This window comes from Streptomyces otsuchiensis, from assembly GCF_004305975.1.
GTDB classification, from domain to species: Bacteria; Actinomycetota; Actinomycetes; order Streptomycetales; family Streptomycetaceae; genus Streptomyces; species Streptomyces otsuchiensis.
On sequence record NZ_BHZI01000004.1, the window covers coordinates 33,480 to 50,078 of the forward strand.

The 16,599-nt window shown below is 73.6% G+C and carries 16 protein-coding genes; 9 read left to right on the top strand and 7 right to left on the bottom strand.

Annotation, left to right across the window (positions count from 1 at the left end; all coding sequences use genetic code 11):
• Positions 1 to 168 precede the first annotated feature (168 nt).
• Positions 169 to 2,163: a hypothetical protein gene (locus tag E0D90_RS00840; RefSeq protein WP_130796241.1), complete on the bottom strand. Its 1,995-nt coding sequence runs from the start codon at positions 2,161 to 2,163 to the stop codon at positions 169 to 171.
• A 210-nt stretch (positions 2,164 to 2,373) separates the two neighbouring features.
• Complete coding sequence (locus tag E0D90_RS00845) at positions 2,374 to 3,024, bottom strand: response regulator transcription factor (RefSeq protein WP_130796255.1); 651 nt, start codon at positions 3,022 to 3,024, stop codon at positions 2,374 to 2,376.
• Between the two features lie 117 nt (positions 3,025 to 3,141).
• Between E0D90_RS00845 and E0D90_RS00850 the strand changes: the two genes are divergently transcribed.
• The 3 genes from E0D90_RS00850 (at position 3,142) to pdxR (ending at position 5,293) form a co-directional block, all read left to right on the top strand.
• Positions 3,142 to 3,399: a ribbon-helix-helix domain-containing protein gene (locus E0D90_RS00850; protein WP_130796242.1), complete on the top strand. Its 258-nt coding sequence runs from the start codon at positions 3,142 to 3,144 to the stop codon at positions 3,397 to 3,399.
• Positions 3,396 to 3,839: a PIN domain-containing protein gene (locus E0D90_RS00855; RefSeq protein ID WP_130796243.1), complete on the top strand. Its 444-nt coding sequence runs from the start codon at positions 3,396 to 3,398 to the stop codon at positions 3,837 to 3,839. Before E0D90_RS00850 ends, E0D90_RS00855 begins: the two co-directional genes overlap by 4 nt.
• A 62-nt stretch (positions 3,840 to 3,901) precedes the next feature.
• Complete coding sequence (gene pdxR, locus E0D90_RS00860; protein WP_130796244.1) at positions 3,902 to 5,293, top strand: MocR-like pyridoxine biosynthesis transcription factor PdxR; 1,392 nt, start codon at positions 3,902 to 3,904, stop codon at positions 5,291 to 5,293.
• Positions 5,294 to 5,308: 15 nt separating this feature from the next.
• Here pdxR and E0D90_RS00865 read toward each other — a convergent pair whose 3' ends face one another.
• Positions 5,309 to 5,932, bottom strand: a complete 624-nt coding sequence (locus tag E0D90_RS00865) for a LysE family translocator (RefSeq protein ID WP_130796245.1) — start codon at positions 5,930 to 5,932, stop codon at positions 5,309 to 5,311.
• A 107-nt stretch (positions 5,933 to 6,039) separates the two neighbouring features.
• On the bottom strand, positions 6,040 to 7,338 hold the full coding sequence (locus E0D90_RS00870) for a sensor histidine kinase (protein ID WP_130796246.1): 1,299 nt from the start codon (positions 7,336 to 7,338) through the stop codon (positions 6,040 to 6,042).
• Between the two features lie 342 nt (positions 7,339 to 7,680).
• Here E0D90_RS00870 and E0D90_RS00875 point away from each other — a divergent pair, with 342 nt between their 5' ends.
• A complete protein-coding gene (locus E0D90_RS00875) occupies positions 7,681 to 8,091 on the top strand; it encodes a GlcG/HbpS family heme-binding protein (RefSeq protein ID WP_130796247.1) in 411 nt (136 codons plus the stop codon).
• A 180-nt stretch (positions 8,092 to 8,271) separates the two neighbouring features.
• On the opposite strand, the gene glnII is transcribed toward E0D90_RS00875, so the two are convergent.
• Positions 8,272 to 9,291 carry a glutamine synthetase gene (gene glnII / locus E0D90_RS00880; protein WP_103502004.1) on the bottom strand — a complete coding sequence of 340 codons (1,020 nt, stop codon included), beginning with the start codon at positions 9,289 to 9,291 and terminating at the stop codon, positions 8,272 to 8,274.
• 154 nt (positions 9,292 to 9,445) lie between these two features.
• On the opposite strand from glnII, the gene E0D90_RS00885 reads away from it, so the two are divergent.
• Complete coding sequence (locus tag E0D90_RS00885; RefSeq protein ID WP_130796248.1) at positions 9,446 to 10,348, top strand: Gfo/Idh/MocA family protein; 903 nt, start codon at positions 9,446 to 9,448, stop codon at positions 10,346 to 10,348.
• A gap of 185 nt (positions 10,349 to 10,533) precedes the next feature.
• Positions 10,534 to 11,331: a polysaccharide deacetylase family protein gene (locus E0D90_RS00890; protein ID WP_227869892.1), complete on the top strand. Its 798-nt coding sequence runs from the start codon at positions 10,534 to 10,536 to the stop codon at positions 11,329 to 11,331.
• 63 nt (positions 11,332 to 11,394) lie between these two features.
• Here the strand turns inward: E0D90_RS00890 and E0D90_RS00895 are convergent, their stop codons facing one another.
• On the bottom strand, positions 11,395 to 11,757 hold the full coding sequence (locus E0D90_RS00895; RefSeq protein WP_130796249.1) for an arsenate reductase family protein: 363 nt from the start codon (positions 11,755 to 11,757) through the stop codon (positions 11,395 to 11,397).
• A gap of 420 nt (positions 11,758 to 12,177) precedes the next feature.
• On the opposite strand from E0D90_RS00895, the gene E0D90_RS00900 reads away from it, so the two are divergent.
• Positions 12,178 to 12,687 (top strand): DUF2267 domain-containing protein, encoded by a 510-nt coding sequence (locus E0D90_RS00900; RefSeq protein ID WP_130796250.1) that lies wholly within the window; start codon positions 12,178 to 12,180, stop codon positions 12,685 to 12,687.
• A gap of 165 nt (positions 12,688 to 12,852) precedes the next feature.
• On the opposite strand, the gene E0D90_RS00905 is transcribed toward E0D90_RS00900, so the two are convergent.
• A complete protein-coding gene (locus E0D90_RS00905; protein WP_130796251.1) occupies positions 12,853 to 13,860 on the bottom strand; it encodes a LacI family DNA-binding transcriptional regulator in 1,008 nt (335 codons plus the stop codon).
• Positions 13,861 to 13,974: 114 nt separating this feature from the next.
• Between E0D90_RS00905 and E0D90_RS00910 the strand changes: the two genes are divergently transcribed.
• Both E0D90_RS00910 and E0D90_RS00915 read left to right on the top strand, forming a co-directional pair.
• The gene (locus E0D90_RS00910; protein ID WP_103501999.1) at positions 13,975 to 14,895 is read left to right on the top strand and encodes a dihydrodipicolinate synthase family protein; all 921 of its coding nucleotides are present in this window, start codon (positions 13,975 to 13,977) and stop codon (positions 14,893 to 14,895) included.
• Between the two features lie 301 nt (positions 14,896 to 15,196).
• Complete coding sequence (locus E0D90_RS00915) at positions 15,197 to 16,570, top strand: Nramp family divalent metal transporter (RefSeq protein WP_227869893.1); 1,374 nt, start codon at positions 15,197 to 15,199, stop codon at positions 16,568 to 16,570.
• Positions 16,571 to 16,599 lie beyond the last annotated feature (29 nt).

The window sequence follows — 16,599 nt, forward strand, 5'->3', positions numbered from 1 at the left end:
TCGCGCGCCCCGCCCCGCAGACGGCAGCCGAGGTTGCCCTGTCCCCGCGTACGCGGCTGGTCCTGCCCGAACGGCGCGACGGGCGGCCGGTTGGCGAGGATCGTTGATCTCCCGTCCACCGACCGCCCGTCGGGCGTCGTCGGGCTCGCGCGGTGTGAGCGACCCGGGTCAGCCCGCCGCGCTGATGGTGGTGCCGTCGGTGAGTTGGGCGGTGAGTTCGGCGTCCGCCCCCTCCGCCGCCGGAAGGGTCAGCGTCCGGGACGGGGAACTGCCCGACAGGTCGCCCTCCGCTGTGATCGAGGTGACCCCGGCGCTGCCCGCCGCCAGCAGGAACCACTCCTGCGCGTCCGACTTCCACAGCACGCCGCTGACCACCTCCGGGCTGCGGTCACCGCACGTCGCCGTGGACTCGGCGCGGGTCACCACGATGCCCGGCGCCTCTGCCGCCGCGCGTTCGGCCTGCGGGCTCTGGAACTGGGTCATCACCCGGGCGCCGTCGCCCCGCCAGGTCTCCGCGCGGGTGCAGACCCAGCTGGCGTCGCCTGCCCCGCCGGGCAGGCTCTGCGCCGCGAACTCGAAGCTGTTGACCGTGCGCACCCCCTCGCCGTTGACGGACTGGAGATGGCAGGCGGTGCGCGCCCACTGCTCGGCCGCGGCGGCCGACAGCGGGCTGCCGGGTGCCGAACCCGGCGCACCGTAGGTGAGTTGCGCGGGCAGCAGCTCGCCGAGGTCGGCGAGGACGGTCGGCGCGGGGGCCGTCGGGACAGCGCCGGACGCACCCGCTTCGCCGTCCCCGGCGGCGGAGGTGAACCGGACCACCGGGTAGGTCACGCAGTCCTCGCGCCCGAAGGTGTTGGGCACCGGACCGGTCACCCCGTCCTCGTCCAGTTCCAGCTCCTGGGCATCGTCGCCCGGCACCAGCAGGTCGTGCAGACCTGCCCCGGCCACCCAGGGCGCGGTGAGGTAGCGGGTGGCATCCGCGTCGCGGTTGAGGACCACCGCCGACGTGCCGCCGTCGGCACCGTCGGTGCGCGCGAAGTCCAGTACCGAACCGGCGCCTTCCAGCGGCTCGCCGTAACGGACCAGGCGGAGCCCGTCGTGCATGATGACCAGCCGGGCGTCGCCCACCTCACCCGCGTACAGCAGCTGCGGCGGACCGGCCGCCGGGCCGACGGCCGTCCCCGGAGTGGCGGATACCCGGACCGAGTTGTCCGGTTCGGCCCACACCGCCAGGGCCCGGCGCAGCAGTTCGGTGTCCTTGGTCGCCGAACCGCGCGGCGGCCACGAGGCGAAGTCCAGCCGGGACGCGTCCTGCCAGGAGCCGGCCTGGGCCCGCACCATCAGCGAGGGGTCCAGGGCCTGACGGGAGGCCGGGTTGCCGGAGGCGCCGCCGTCACCGGGCAGCAGCGTCAGCAGACCCGCGCCGACCGCGACCGCCGCCGCGATCCCCAGCGCCGCGCGGCGCCGCCGGCGCCGGCGAAGCAGATCGGTGGGGTGCGCCTGGAGGGTGCACGGGTCGTCGAGAGCCGGCGGCGCCGCCGCGGGACCGGCCAGCTCGGCCTCCTCGGCGCCGGGCAGCCGCGCGGCGGAGGTCACGGCGCCACGTGCGTGCGACTCACTGACGCCCGCCGCCTGCAGCAGCGTCCGGACCTCCTCGCGGCTCAGCCCTTCCATCCGGCCCAGCGCGAAAGCCGCCCTGGTCCCCGAGGAGACCTCCGACAGCGCCTGTTCCAGAGCCAGTTCGTCGGCGCCACCGGAGCGCGGACGCAGCATGAGGCCGAAGACCCTCGGCAGCAGGGCGGGCGGCCGGGGGAGCCAGCCGACCTCGCGTCCGGCGATGCGCGGCGACCTGCCCGCGTCCAGCGCGGCGCGCAGCACCCGGAGCCGCACCAGCGCGTATCCCGGGTCGGTGCCCGGACCCGTCCGGGTGCGCTGGCGGGGGACTGCCGCGGCCTCCTCGGCCACCGACTTGGCGGCGGGCAGCGCCCGCTGGGCGATGGAATGCGCCGTGACGACACGCTGATGGCGCCCGAGCGAGGTCGGCAGCACCACGTAGGCCAGGCGCACCAGTCGGCGGTAGTGCTCGACGAGAGCCGCCTCCGCCTGTTCCAGCCCGAGCGGGCCGGAATCCCTGGCGCCGCCGTCCTGGGGTCGCGCGGTCACCGTCGCGGTCGCGCCGCGGTGGGTGTGGCCGTCAGGGCGAGATGGGATCGGAGTGGAAGACACACTCCGCTGAACGAGTGACCGGCGTGGCGGTTACTCACCGGCACGGGTGGTGGACGGTTGCGCGGGCGGCCGCGTCGGGCGCACGCCGGGAACGCGCGCTGCTCCGCGCGTGTGACGACCGGGCCGCCGCGCCGCGTCCGGCCCGGGCTACGCGCCGCCCTCCAGCAGCGCCAGCACCGCCATCACCCGGCGGTTGTCGTCCTCCGACTGCTCCAGCCCGAGCTTGAGGAAGATGTTGGAGGTGTGCTTGGTGACGGCACGTTCCGTCACCACCAGTCGGCCCGCGATGGCCGCGTTGGACCGGCCCTGCGCCATCAGCTCCAGCACCTCCCGTTCGCGTGGCGTCAGCCGCTCCAGCGGCGACCGGTTGCTGCTGCGCGCCAGCAACTGCCGGATCACCTGCGGGTCCATCGCCGTGCCGCCACCGGCCACCCGGCGCACCGCGTCCACGAACTGCTCGGCGTCGAAGACGCGGTCCTTGAGCAGGTAGCCGACCCCGCCGGTGCCGTCCGCCATCAACTCCCGCGCGTAGAGCTGTTCCACATGCTGCGAGAGCACCAGCACCGGGGTGCCCGGCCGCTCCCTGCGCGCGGCGAGCGCGCACTGCAACCCCTCGTCGGTGAACGACGGCGGCAGCCGCACGTCCACCACCGCCACGTCGGGGCGGTGTTCGGCGAACGCGCGGGTCAGCTCCGGGCCGCTCTCCACGGCCGCGACCACCTCGCACCCGTACGCCTCCAGCAGCCGGACGAGGCCGTCCCGCAACAGGAAGAGGTCTTCCGCGACGAGGACGCGCAGACGCCGCTCCTCGGCAGGGGCGGCGGGCGTGTCGGGCATGCACCCAGCCTATCGGCGGCCCGATGCCGGGAGCCGCTCCCGATAGTCGGTGGGGCCAGTATGTACTAGCATAGGTACATGTCGATGAAGCGCACCAATGTCTACGCGGACCCCGCCGACCTGGAGATCATCAAGCGGGCCGCCCAGCGCCGCGGGGTGAGCGAGGCGGAGATCATCCGTGAGGGCATTCACCTTGCGGCCCTCGCCAGCCAGAGCTGGGATGAGCCGCTCTTTTCGCGTACCTACGCCGGATCGGGGCGTTCCCCTTCCCAACAGGAGGTGCGGGAGGCAGTGGCGGACGCGAGTCTCCGTGGTGTGGAGCCAGATGCCGCATGATCGTCGTCATCGCTGACACCTCCGGATTGCTGGCGGCGCTGGATCACACGCACCCAGATCACGGCGCCGCGAACGAGGCGATTAGAGCGGCCGGGTTGCTCGTCATGTCGCCTCTGCTACTCGCAGAGCTCGATCACGTGGCAACCAGGGAATTGGGCAGGGAGGCGGCGCACACTGCCGTTGACGACATCCGGCGCTGGATGTCGCTCGGCCGGATCGTCTGCCCACCGATCACAGAACAGCACCTCTCTGCTGCCCAGTTCCTTCGGGTGCGGTATTCCGGGCTCGCCCTTGATCTCGCGGACGCTGTCAATGTGGCGCTGGCCGCCGACTACGGCACAGACGCGATCCTGACCCTTGATCGCCGTGACTTCCGCGCGGTCCGCCCGCTGGGGCCGCACAAGGCGTTCCGTCTGTTCCCGGACGACCTGCCGATCTGACGCGACGCGCCGCCGTGCTGTGCCGGCGTCGACGCCGATGCCGACGTGGAATCGTGTACCGAGTGACCGGCTCCGACTTCCTCCATCTCGACCCGGGCGACGCGCCGCCCCGTGGTCGGACGGCGTGGCTCGTCCAGGAGCTCCGGGAGGCGATCGCCGGTGGCGCGCTGGCGCCCGGCACACGACTGCCGGCCAGCCGGGTGCTGGCCGGTGACCTCTCCGTGGCGCGGGGAACCGTGGTCGAGGCCTATCGCCGCCTGGCCGAAGAGGGCCTCCTCATCACCAATCGCGGTGGCGGCACCGAGGTTGCCCGGTTCGCCTCGGCTCCGGCCGCACGGGAAGCACTGGAAGCGGAGCCGCCGCCCAGGGCGCTGTTGAACATCTCGGCCGGCGTTCCCGATCTCAGCGCGTTCCCGCGTGCCGCCTGGCTGCGCGCCGAACGCCGCGTACTTTCCACGGCGACCTCTCACGACCTGGGGTACACCGACCCGCAAGGCGTTCCGCAACTGCGCGCCGCGCTGGCCCGCTGGCTGGCACGCAGCCGAGGCGTCACCGCCGCGCCAGAGCGGATCATCGTCACCGCTGGTGTCACCGGAGCGCTGAGCCTGCTCGCCCAGGTGCTACGCGACCGGGGCGTCGCCGAATGCGCCACCGAAGACCCCGGCGCGGAGGGCAACCGCCGCATCCTCGGCTACTGGCTCGACGCGCTCCATCCCATCCCCGTGGGCCAGGACGGGATGGACGTCGCCGCACTCGCCCGCACCGGCGCCCGCGCCGTCCTGGTCACTCCGGCGCACCAGTTCCCGACCGGTGTGGTGCTCTCCCCTGCCCGCCGCCGGGAGCTCATCGCCTGGGCGGAGCGGCGGAACGGGATCGTGATCGAGGACGACTACGACTCCGAGTACCGCTACGACCGCGCTCCGGTGCGCGCCCTGCACGCCGCCGCTCCCGAGCGGATCGTCCACGTCTCGAGCCTCTCGAAGGTGCTCGCCCCGGGGCTGCGGGCCGGCTGGATGATCGCCCCCGCCTGTCTGCACGAGGAGCTCGTCCGCAAGCGCTGGGCGACCGATCAGGGGTCGCCCGCTCTGCCGCAACTCGCCCTCGCCGAGCTCATCGACACCGGTGTCCTGGAACGGCACCTGCGCGGTCTCCGCCTGCGGCACCGGGAACGCCGCGACGCCGCTGTCGCCGCGATCCGCCACCACCTTCCCGGCTGTCGGGTCGAAGGCATCGCAGCCGGGCTGCACCTTCTGGTCTGGCTCCCCGGCCACGTCGACGACACCGCTGTCGCCGCGCGGGCAGAAGAGGCTGGCATCGCCGTCCAGCCGCTCTCCGCACACCGCCACGCTCCGGGGCCGCCGGGCCTGATCATCGGCTATGGCCCGCATCCCGCAGCCCGCCTCGATGCGGCGATCCAGACCATCGGAAGCCGCTCCGGGCTCTCCTCCGCATGACGGCGGCTTCTGCGGCTATCGCCGGGAGAAGGCGAGCATCACGGCCAGGACCAGGAACGAGGCGGCGAACAGGCGGCCGATTCGGCGCATCACGATCGGGCGACCGATCACGTACCGCCGCATCCATGCCGCGCACGCACCGTAGACGGCGAAGATCAGCAATGTGATCACCATGAACAGCGCGCCGAGACCGGCCATTCGGATTGCGGCGCCATCGACGGAGGTGTCGACGAAGATCGGCAGGAACACGAAGAAGAACACCGTCAACTTCGGATTCAGCAGGTTCACCAGCACCGCGCCGCCGACCACCCTCGCCGTCGAGACGTCTCCTCCCGGCGCCTCCTTCTCGCCGAGCGGAGCAAGGACGCCGGTCTGACGCCAGCTGCCCCACGCCATGTACACCAGATAGACGACGCCCAGCCACTTGATCGCCTCGAACGCCACCGGACTCGCCGCCAGCGTCGCCGCCGCGCCCGTCACCGCCAGTGCCATGTGCGGCACGACCCCCAGTGTGGACCCCGCCGCGGCCACCAGCCCCGCCCGCACGCCACGGCCCAGGCCCGCAGCGATCGTGAACAGCGCACCCGTGCCCGGCGTAGCCGTCACGACGATCGATGTCACCCAGAACTCAACAGTCATCCAGGCAGACTGCCGCGCGAAATGGTCCATGGCACAGTGCCAAATCCATACTGATTCAATGGTCCAAATCGTCCGCGCTCCTGACCGCGCCCAGTTGCCCCCGGTGGCTAGGTGCCGTCGGTGGTGGTCACCCGGCTGGGGATCTCCATGCTGATCCGGGTGGGCCCGCCCACCGGGCTGGAGACGGCGAGCACCCCGTCGAACGCGGCCAGCCGCCGTTCGACGCCGCGCAGCCCGGTCCCGGCGGAGAGGTCGGCGCCGCCCCGTCCGTCATCCCCGGCGGCGATCAGCAGCATGTCCCGGGCGCCGTCGTGGGAGAGGTCGACCCATGCCCGCTCGGCGTCCGCGTGCTTGGCCGTGTTGGTGAGCACCTCGCTGACCGCGAAGTACGCCGCCGACTCCACCGGTTCCTCCAGCCGGCCGGGCAGGTCCACCGTCACCTCCACCGGGAGATGGCCGCGCAGCGCCAGGGCGCGGACCGCGTCGCCGAGGCCGCGTTCGGCGAGGACCGGCGGGTGGATGCCGCGGACCAGGTCCCGCAGCTCCTCCAGGGTCTCCGCCGAGCTCCGCCGCGCCTGCGCCAGCAGCTGGCGCGCCTGCTCGGGGTCCTTCTCCATCAGTGCCTCGACCGCGCCCAGGCTCATGCCCATGGCCACCAGCCGGGCCTGCGCGCCGTCGTGGAGGTCCCGCTCGATCCGGCGCAGTTCGGCGGCGGAGGAGTCCAGCGCCTCGTTGCGGGTCTCGGCCAGGGTCTCCACCCGGCGGGTGAGCACCTGCTTCTCGCTCATGGCCAGCGGCCGGCAGACACGCCAGTGTGTGCGGAGGATCGCCGGGCCGAAGGCGATCCCGACCACGGCCAGCACCAGGCCGAGGACCCCCGCGAGGGTGGCGGTGGTGGTGCCGGAGACCGGGATGAAGGTGTACCAGTGGGTGCCGGAGGCCGAGACGATCGGCTCCCAGAGCCCGGCCGCCAGCACCAGCCCGTGCAGCCCCTGGAAGACCAGCGCGGGAGCCAGCAGCGCCGTGGCGAAACCGGCCACCGCGTCGGCGAGCAGCCACCGCACATCCCGCCAGGTCGCCGGATCGCGCAGCAGCCAGAGGGTGCGCTCCGCCTGCCCGAGCGCCCCCGGCCGCGGCTCGGCGGGGAACGGCAGGTAGGCGGAGGGCAGTTCGACGCCGCCCCACTCGCGCGCCAGCCGCCGGCGCAGCTGCGCCTGGTTGCGGACCTGTTCCAGCACGGCCGGGGTGGTCAGCAGCCCGACGCCCAGCATGACGAAGGAGATCGACAGCACCGCCGCGATGAAGAGGCCCAGCGACACCCCGATGGACAGCGCGCTGAGCGCCAGTCCGCGCACACTCGCCTGCAACCCGTCGCGCAACCTGTTCCCGGTAGCCGTCCCCGCCATGTCAGCCTGCCCTCGATCCCCGCCCCGGGCTGTCCGGGCGCAGCCTCAGTCTGCCGCCCCGCGACGGGCCCGGCACACGGCTCAGACACCGTAGCGGGGGTGTACTTTCCTCCACCCCTCCTCCACCCTCACAGCGCCCGGCGCATGCCCCCGACCGGTCGCCCGGCGGGTGGCTGACCGTGACGGCCGCGCGGCGTGCCGTGGCCGGAGGCGGCCGGTGGTTCTGCCACGGTGAGGCGCGGCATCCGGGGAGATGAGCGGGCCCTGAGCCCCCGCGGCAGGGCGTCCGGAGCCCGTCCGCCGGAGCGCCCCGGCGATGCCCGACCCGAAGGAGTCACGGTCATGACCACGGTGGAATCGGTGTCCCTGGACGACGCGCGGCGCGTGATCGCGGCAGGGGAACGGGCGGCGCACGACGCCGGCCAGCCCTGCAACATCGCGGTCGTGGACGCGGGCGGCAACCTTGTCGCCCACATCCGGATGGACGGGGCCTGGCTGGGCAGCGTCGACATCTCGATCAACAAGGCGTTCACCGCCAGGGCGTTCGACCTCAGCACCGCCGACCTCGCCGGGAACGCCCAGCCCGGCGCCCAGTTCTACGGCATCCACGCCTCCAACGGCGGCCGGGTGATGATCTTCGCCGGGGGCCTGCCACTGCGGCGCTCGGGCGCCGTGGTGGGCGCGGTGGGGGTCAGCGGTGGCAGCGGGGACCAGGACCAGGCGGTCGCAGAGGCCGCCGCCGACGCCCTCTGAGCGGTCTCGCCGCCGGCACGGCCCCGCGCCTGACGGCTCCCTCCCGCCGGGCAGGGCGGGCAGGGGCCGACACGCGCCGACGGCCGTCCCCCACCGCCCGGGGAGGCGGTACGGGGACGGCCGCCGGCGCACCGGCGCCGTGGACGGGCAGCCGGAAGAACGCGGGGACGGTGCCGGGTGTCAGGCCAGGCCGGCCGACTCCAGCTCCGCGCAGCAGGTGTCCACCAGCAGGCGGGTCACCACATACGGGTCGACGTTGGCGTTGGGGCGGCGGTCCTCGATGTAGCCCTTCTTGTCCCGCTCTACCTGCCACGGGATGCGGACCGAGGCGCCGCGGTTGGAGACGCCGTAGCTGTACTGGTCCCACGGGGCGGTCTCGTGTGCGCCCGTCAGCCGGTCCTCGACGCCCACGCCGTACTGCTTGACGTGCTCCAGCGGCTTGCCGTCCTTGCCCAGGGCCTCGCACGCGGTGATGATCGCGTCGTAGCCCTCCCGCATGGCGCGGGTGGAGAAGTTGGTGTGCGCGCCGGCGCCGTTCCAGTCGCCCTTGGCGGGCTTGGGGTCCAGGGTCGCGGAGATGCCGAAGTCCTCGGCGGTGCGGTAGAGCAGCCAGCGCGCCACCCACAGCTGGTCGGCGACCTCCAGCGGGGAGAGCGGGCCGACCTGGAACTCCCACTGGCCGGGCATGACCTCGGCGTTGATCCCGGAGATGCCCAGCCCCGCCTTGAGGCAGTTCTCCAGGTGGGCCTCGACCACGTCGCGGCCGTAGATCTCGTCCGCGCCGACGCCGCAGTAGTAGCCGCCCTGCGGTGCGGGGAAGCCGCCCTCGGGGAAGCCGAGGGGGCGGGTGCCCTGGAAGAAGGTGTACTCCTGCTCGATGCCGAACAGCGGCTCCTGCGCGCCGAACCGCTCGGCGACCGGGCGCAGCAGGGCGCGGGAGTTCGACTCGTGGGCGGTGCCGTCGGTGTCGAATACCTCGCACAGCACCAGCTTGTCGTCACCGCCGCGGATCGGGTCCGGGTAGACGGCGACCGGGGTGAGCACGCAGTCCGACGCGTGGCCCTCGGCCTGGTTGGTGCTGGACCCGTCGAAGCCCCACTCCGACGGCTCGGCGCCGTCCGCGATGATCTTGGTCTTGGAGCGCAGCTTCGCCGTCGGCGCCGTGCCGTCGATCCAGATGTACTCGGCCTTGTAGCTCACGTTGGGTGCTCCTTGGGGGCCTGGCGGGGCAGTGCGGTGCGGATACGCTGCGGCCACGATCCAGCCGCCGGTTTTCCCGGCCGTTGCCCGGCTGTTAAACAGAGGTAACCGTCGCCCCGGCCATCGGGGTCACGCTCGACAGGAGAGTGCTCGTATGCGATTCGGTCTGCTCGGTACCGGCCCCTGGGCGCAGCGCACACACGGTCCGGCCCTCGCCGGACACCCCGACGCCGAGCTGGCCGGCGTCTGGGGGCGCCGCCCGGAGGCCGCCCGTGAACTGGCGGACGGCCTCGGCTGCCGTGCCCACGAGGAGCTGGACACGCTGCTCGCCGACTGCGACGCGGTGGCCATCGCGCTGCCCCCGGACGTCCAGGCCCCGCTGGCGATACGCGCCGCCCGCGCAGGCAAGCACCTGCTGCTGGACAAGCCCGTCGCCACCACCGTGGCCGGCGCGCGTGAACTCGCCGACGAGGTCGCCTCGGCCGGGGTCGCCTCCGTCGTCTACTTCACGCTGCGGTTCACCAGCGCCCCGGCCGCCTGGGTGGAGGAGCAGCGCGCCGCCGGCGGCTGGCTGACCGGCAGCGCGCAGTGGCTGTCGTCGATCTACGCGGGAGCGGACAGCGACTTCGCCGCCTCGCCGTGGCGGCAGGAGCGGGGCGCGCTGTGGGACGTCGGCCCGCACGCCCTGTCCATGCTGATGCCGGTCCTCGGTGACATCGCCGACCTCGCGGAGGTCCGGGCGCTGGACGGCCCCGGCGACACTGTGGAGCTGCTGCTGCGCCACACCTCCGGCGCGGTGAGCACGGTGACCACCAGCCACACCGTGCCCGAGCCCGCCGCCACCGTGGCCGCGGAGGTGCGCGGCGCGAACGGGGTCTCCCGGATGCCCGAGTGGAACGGTGACGAGCCGCTGGCGCCCTTCGGGCGGGCGGTGGACGCGCTGCTGCGCGCTGTGGACGGTGAACCGCACCCGTGTGACGTGCGGTTCGGCGTACGGGTCACCGAGATCCTCGCCGCCGCCGAGGCGTCGCTGCCCCGCAGGGGCGAGGCGGGCTGACCCGCGCCCTCTCGCGGCGCCCCACGGAAAGCCGGTGTTCCGGACCGCTCCGGCCCGTCGCTTCGCCCGTTCGGCTCCGGCCCGTCGTGGCCGGAGCCGAACGGCGGCGGGCTGATCGGGTTGGGGCGCCGCGCGGGCCGGTGTCGCCGGGCGGTGGGCCGGCTTCGCCATGAGATCAGTGGAGGGTGACAAGCGACTCATCGGATAAGACCCCGTTCGGTCGCCGGGTCGTCCTCGGCGCCGCCGCGTGTGCCGGACTCGTCGGCCTGAACCGGCTGCTGACCTCCGCCGACCGCCGGGCCGCCGGTGATACCTTCGCCGCCATGTCCCCCACGGGAGACCCCTCCGCCGAGGACCCCGCCGGGGCGCCGGGACGGCGTCCGGTCGAGGTCCGCACCGCCGCGGACCGCACCCTCGACGTCCCCGGCCGCCGGATCGCCCTCACCTTCGACGACGGCCCCCATCCCGAGCACACCCCGCAGGTTCTGCGGGTGCTGCGACAGCACGGGGTGACCGCCACCTTCTTCGTCATCGGCGAGAACGCCGAGCGCCACCCCGACCTGCTGCGCGCCGTCGCCGACGAGGGCCACCTGGTCGCCAACCACTCCTGGACCCACCCGCAGCTCACCCGGCTGTCACGGACCGCGGTCCGTGAGGAACTGGGCCGCACCAGCGACCTGCTGGCGTCCGCGCTCGGCGCCGCCCCACGATGGGCCCGCGCGCCCTACGGGGCGTGGGACCGCGCGTCGCTGGGGATCTGCGCCGACCTGGGCATGGTCCCCCTCGGCTGGTCGATCGACACCAACGACTGGGCCGCGCCCGGAGTCGGGGCCATCTCCACCGCCGTGCTCGACGGCGCGCACTCCGGCGCGGTCGTGCTCGTCCACGACGGCGGCGGGGACCGCTCGCAGACGGTGTCCGCCCTCGGGCACTACCTGCCCCGGCTGATCGACCGCGGCTACCAGCTCGTGCAGCCGGTCTGACGGGGACGGAAGCGCCGGACCGGGCTGGTGGACGGGCAACCGGGCGGGTGGACGGGCCCAGGCTCAGCGACGCCGGGACGCGTCCAGCACCGCCTCGTCGGTGCGGGCGACCACGGCGCTGCCGTCGTCGGCGGTGATGATCGGCCGCTGGATCAGCCGCGGATGGGCCGCCAGCGCCGCGATCCACCGGTCACGGGCAGCGGCCTCCTTCGGCCAGGACGCGACACCCAGCTCCTTCGCCTCGGGCTCCTGGGTCCGCGTGATGTCCCACGGCTCCAGCGCCAGCCGGCCGAGCACCGCCCGGATCTCCTCCTCCGAGGGCACATCCTCCAGATAGCGCCGGACGGTGTACGAGGCGCCCTCCGCCTCCAGCAGTCTCACGGCACTGCGGCACTTCGAGCACTTCGGGTTGACCCAGATCTCCATGGCGCACACGCTACGCGGCGAGCCGGGGTCCCGGCGGACACCGTCCAGGGCGGAGGACCGAGGGCGGAGGCCCGAGGGCGGAGCACGGAGGGCGGACGCGGGCGGCGGTGGCCCCAGCGCCCGAGGGCGCACCCGCGGTGGAGCCGGGAAGCTCAGCACCCCACCCCCGCAAGGGAGTTGAGGACCCGAACCGGAGTGCGCCGGGTATGTGATGTGCGCCCCAAAGAAGCCGAATCCGGTTTCCCTGCCGCTGGATACGGGCAGCGGCTCACTGTGGCCGCCGTCGCTGCCGGCCCGTCAGCCCGTCGAGGCGTCCCGGCCGCGTGACGCGAAGGGCAGGCCCGCGAGGGCCGCCGCGCTCCGCCCGGTGACCGCTGACGAGTTGCTCGCACTTTTCTGGTTCCTGACGCGAAAGGCACTATGCCTGTGAAGCACTCCCGCTCTCTCGCCCAGCCCACCGCCGCCGTCTCCGGCGCCGCCGCCGCAACCGCCGCTGTCAGTGCCGCCGACGACACCGGCGCGTTCGGGCACTTCCTTGAGCAGGTCCGCTACGAGGGCGCCTATCCCACCCGTGAGCGGGCCGAAGAGGCCGTTCGGCACGTCCTGGCCGCGCTCGGCGGGCAGATCGGCGGCGCCGAGCGCGCCGACCTCGCCGCCTGCCTGCCCGGACCGGCCGCCCGCCTGCTGACCCGTGCCCGCCCGGCGGCCCAGCCGCTCTCCGGCTGGGAGTTCGTCCAGGAGCTGACCGCCCGTACCGGCGGCAGCCCGGCCACCACGCGCTGGGAGGTCGGCGCCGTGCTGCACGTCGTCGCCCGGGGCGCGGGCCGGGAGCTGCTGGACCGTGTCCTCCGTTCCCTGCCCACCGGTTACGCGCTGCTGTTCGGCCGCTCCGAGCTGGTCGGCCGCGACGACCTCGCCTCCGCCGCCTGACCGTCCGGTCCTGATCCCCGGCCGCGCCGGGGAGCACGGTGTGCCACCGCCGCCCGCGGTGGCCGCGCCGTCCTCCCCGGCGCGGCCGTTTCGTGTGCCGGCTGCGTGTGCGCTCTCGCGTGCCGTTCCCGGGTCCGCTCCCGCGCCGCCCGGCGTCGCGGGGGCTCAGCGCGAGGTGCGGGGTGCGCGGGTGGAGCCACGCGGTATGAGCGTGGGCGTGGCGGTCAACGTCACCGGCGGGCCGGTGTCATCGCCCCGGTCCAGCAGCAGCCGCAGCGCTCCCTGCGCCACCTGGTCGAAGGGGACCCGGACGGTGGTCAGCGGCACCGGGAGGCGGCTCGCCACCGGGATGTCGTTGTAGCCGACCACCGAGAGGTCCTCGGGAACGCGCAGTCCGAGATGGTGCGCGGCGGCGAGCACGCCGATCGCGGTGTTGTCGTTGACGGCGAACACGGCGGTCGGCCGGTCGGAGCGGCTCAGCAGCCGGCGTCCGGCGCCCTCGCCGGCCTCCATGGAGAAGGAGTCCCCCTCGACCAGTCCCGGTTCGTAGGGAACGCCCAGCTCCGCCAGTGCGTCGCGGTAGCCCTCGTGGCGGCGTACGGCGCTGGAGGCGTAGACCGGGCCGCCGACGAGGCCGATCCTGCGGTGCCCGAGGTCGAGCAGATGCCGGGTGGCGAGGCGGGCCCCGAGCCGGTCGTCCCCGACGGAGGCCGGGCCGCGCCCGTCGGTGCGCAGCGCCAGCACGCGGGGCACCGCGCGACCGGGGCCCGGCGGTTCGGGCTCGGGGGCGTCCAGTCGTGCGGTGGTCAGGATCAGGCCGTCCACCCGGCGCCGGAGGAGGGACTGGGCGGCGCGCTGCTCCGCCTCGGGGTCGTCCTCGGTCCCGGCGACCACGGAGAAGATCCCGCGCGCGGCGCCGGCGGCGGCGATCTCCTCGTAGAGCATCGCCATCACGGTGTCCGTCAGCCTCGGGACGATCACGCCGATGGTGCTGGTGCCCGCCCGCCGCAGCCCGGAGGCCAACGGGTCGCGCACATAGCCGAGTTCGGCGGCGAGTCGGCGTACGCGCTCCGCCGTGGCGCTGGAGGAGCGGGGAAGCCGCTCGTCCAGGACGCGCGAGACCGTCGACGTGCTGACTCCCGCGGCCTTCGCCACGTCCCGGATCGTCACCATGCGGCGAGCCTACCGTCACCGGTGATCGTCCGGCTCCGACCTCTTGACCGGGAAGAACCGTGGAGTTCATAGTGTGGAAACGTTCCTGCAAACGTTCCCATGAAGGGGTTACCCATGACTGAGATCGACCTCCGTGGCCTCGTCCCCGCTCCGGTCACGCCGTTCACCGCGGACGGCGCCGTCGACCACGAGGCGCTCGCCTCCTACGGGCGCTGGCTCGCCGGCTTCGACGGCGTCAAGGGCCTGGTCTGCCTCGGGCACGCGGGCGAGGGCACCTTCCTCACCCAGGACGAGCAGGTGGCCGTCATCCGCACCCTGGTGGAGGCGGTCGGCGGCAAGACGCCGATCATCGCCGGCATCACCGGAGAGGGCACCGCCGTCGCGGCGGCCGAGGCCCGCCGGGCCGTGGACGCGGGCGCCGCCGCCGGACTGCTCTACCCCTCGCACGGCTGGCTGCGGTTCGGCTTCCAGAAGGGCGCGCCGCAGGACCGCTACCGCGTGGTGCACGAGGAGTCCGGCCTGCCCCTGATCCTCTTCCAGTACCCCGACGTCACCAAGGCCAGCTACGACCTGGAGACCCAGCTGGAGATCGCCGCCCAGCCCGGAGTCTTCGCCACCAAGAACGGCGTCCGCAACATGCGCCGCTGGGACACCGAGATCCCGGTGCTGCGCGCCGAGCACCCCGAGCTGCAGATCCTGACCTGCCACGACGAGTACCTGCTGCACACCATGTTCGACGTCGACGGCGCCCTGGTCGGCTACGGCGGCCTCGCCCCCGAACCGCTCATCGAGCTGATCGAGGCAGGCAAGGCCCGCGACTACGCCGCCGCCCGCGCCCTCCACGACCGGCTGCTCCCGGTCACCAAGGCCGTGTACCACCGCGGTTCCCACATGGAGGGCACCGTCGCCCTCAAGCTGGGACTGAAGGCCCGTGGCATCCTGCCCTCCGCGGCGGTACGGTCGCCGCTGATCGACCTCACACCTGCCGCCGAGCAGGAGATCCACCTCGCGCTGAAGTCCGCCGAGCTGGTCTGAGCCACACCGGTGCCCCGGGGCCGGGCGCCGTCGCGCCGACACCGCCCGCCCCGGGCACCGCACGGACGAAGGGACACAGGCGGCCCCGGCCCGCCCGCCTCAGGGCGCGCCGCCGCCGTCGCCACCACCGGCCCTGCCCCGGGCAGCGGCCCCCTTCCGACGCGCGCCGCACCTCCCGCGGCGCCACCCCTCCATCGAACGACCGCCGCGCGCTGCCTCCCGGCCGGCGCCCCGGTCCGTGGACAACGCCGTCTCGACCGACCAAACCCACCCCGGCCGTGGAGAGCGAGGAACGATCACCGTGTCCGAGCGCACGCATCATCCGGACGTCACGAACGTACCGAGAGACACCCCGACCACCACCGACGCAGCGACCACCACCGGCACCCCGCCTCCGTCCGGGGCCGGTCCCGGTGCCGGTGACACCGCACCGGACGCGCCGGACGCACCGGACGCACCGGCTCCGCCGTCCGGCCGGCTGGCGCGCGGCGTCCGCCTGCTGGCCATGATCGGCCCGGCCTTCGTCGTCGGCTCCTGGCAGTTCGGCCCCGGCGCGCTCACCGCCGCCGTACAGGCGGGCAGCGGCTACGGCTACGCCCTGATCTGGGTGGTCGTCCTGTGCAACCTGCTGATGCTGGCCTTCGCCGACATGAGCATCCGCGTCGGCATCATGTCCGGCACCAGCCTGATCGCCACCATCAAGCAGTACTGCGGCGCCCTGGTCGCCAAGCTCTCCGGCGTCGGCCTGTTCGTCATCACCCTGATGTTCTCCGTCGGCAACGCGGTCGGCTCCGGTCTCGGGCTCTCCCTGCTCTTCGGCGGCTCCGTCATCTGGTGGTCGCTCGCCTGCACCGCGCTGGTCGCCTGCGTGCTCCTGGCGCGACGGCTCTACCGGGCGATCGAGAAGGCGCTGCTGGCCGTGGTCGCCACCATGGCCCTCTCCTTCGTCGTCACGGCGTTCCTCTCCGGGCCCGAGTGGAGCGCCGCCGGTGAGGGGTTCATCCCCTCGCTCCCGGCGGGCGCCGGGCTGCTCATCGTCGCGATGGTCGGCACCAACTTCTCGATGAACGCCGCGTTCTTCGCCTCCTACGCCAGCCGGGAACGTGGCCTCAAGCGCGAGCAGTACCGGCAGACCACCATCGTCGACACCATCCCCGGCATCGTGGCGCCCGGCATCATGACGGTCCTGGTGCTGATCACCGCCGCCACCGTCCTCGGCGGCAACGGCGAGGAGGCGAGCTTCGGCGACCTCGCCGGGGTGCTGGAGCCCGTCGCCGGTGAGGCCGGCCGGATCATCTTCGCCCTGGGCTTCTTCGGCGCCGCGTTCTCGTCGATGCTGGCCAACGCGACGGCCGGCTCGACCGTCCTAGCCGACGCCTTCGGCTGGGCCCGGGAGGTCTCCGCGCTGCCGGTGCGGCTGGGAATCCTCGGCATCCTGGCCTTCGGCGCGGCCGTGACCGTCATCGCCGGTTCTTCACCGGTTCAGCTGATCATCATCGCCCAGGCGCTGACCGTGCTGGTCAAGCCGCTGCTCGGAGTGGTGCTCCTGGTCCTGGCCAACAACCGCACGCTGATGGGCCCGCTCGGCAACGCGTGGTGGCAGAACGTCTGCGGTGCGGCCGGAGTGCTCCTGGTCGTCGGCACCTCGATCCATCTGGCGCTCAACCTCTACTGACGCCGGGCCGCCGCACGCGCCCCCGCCCC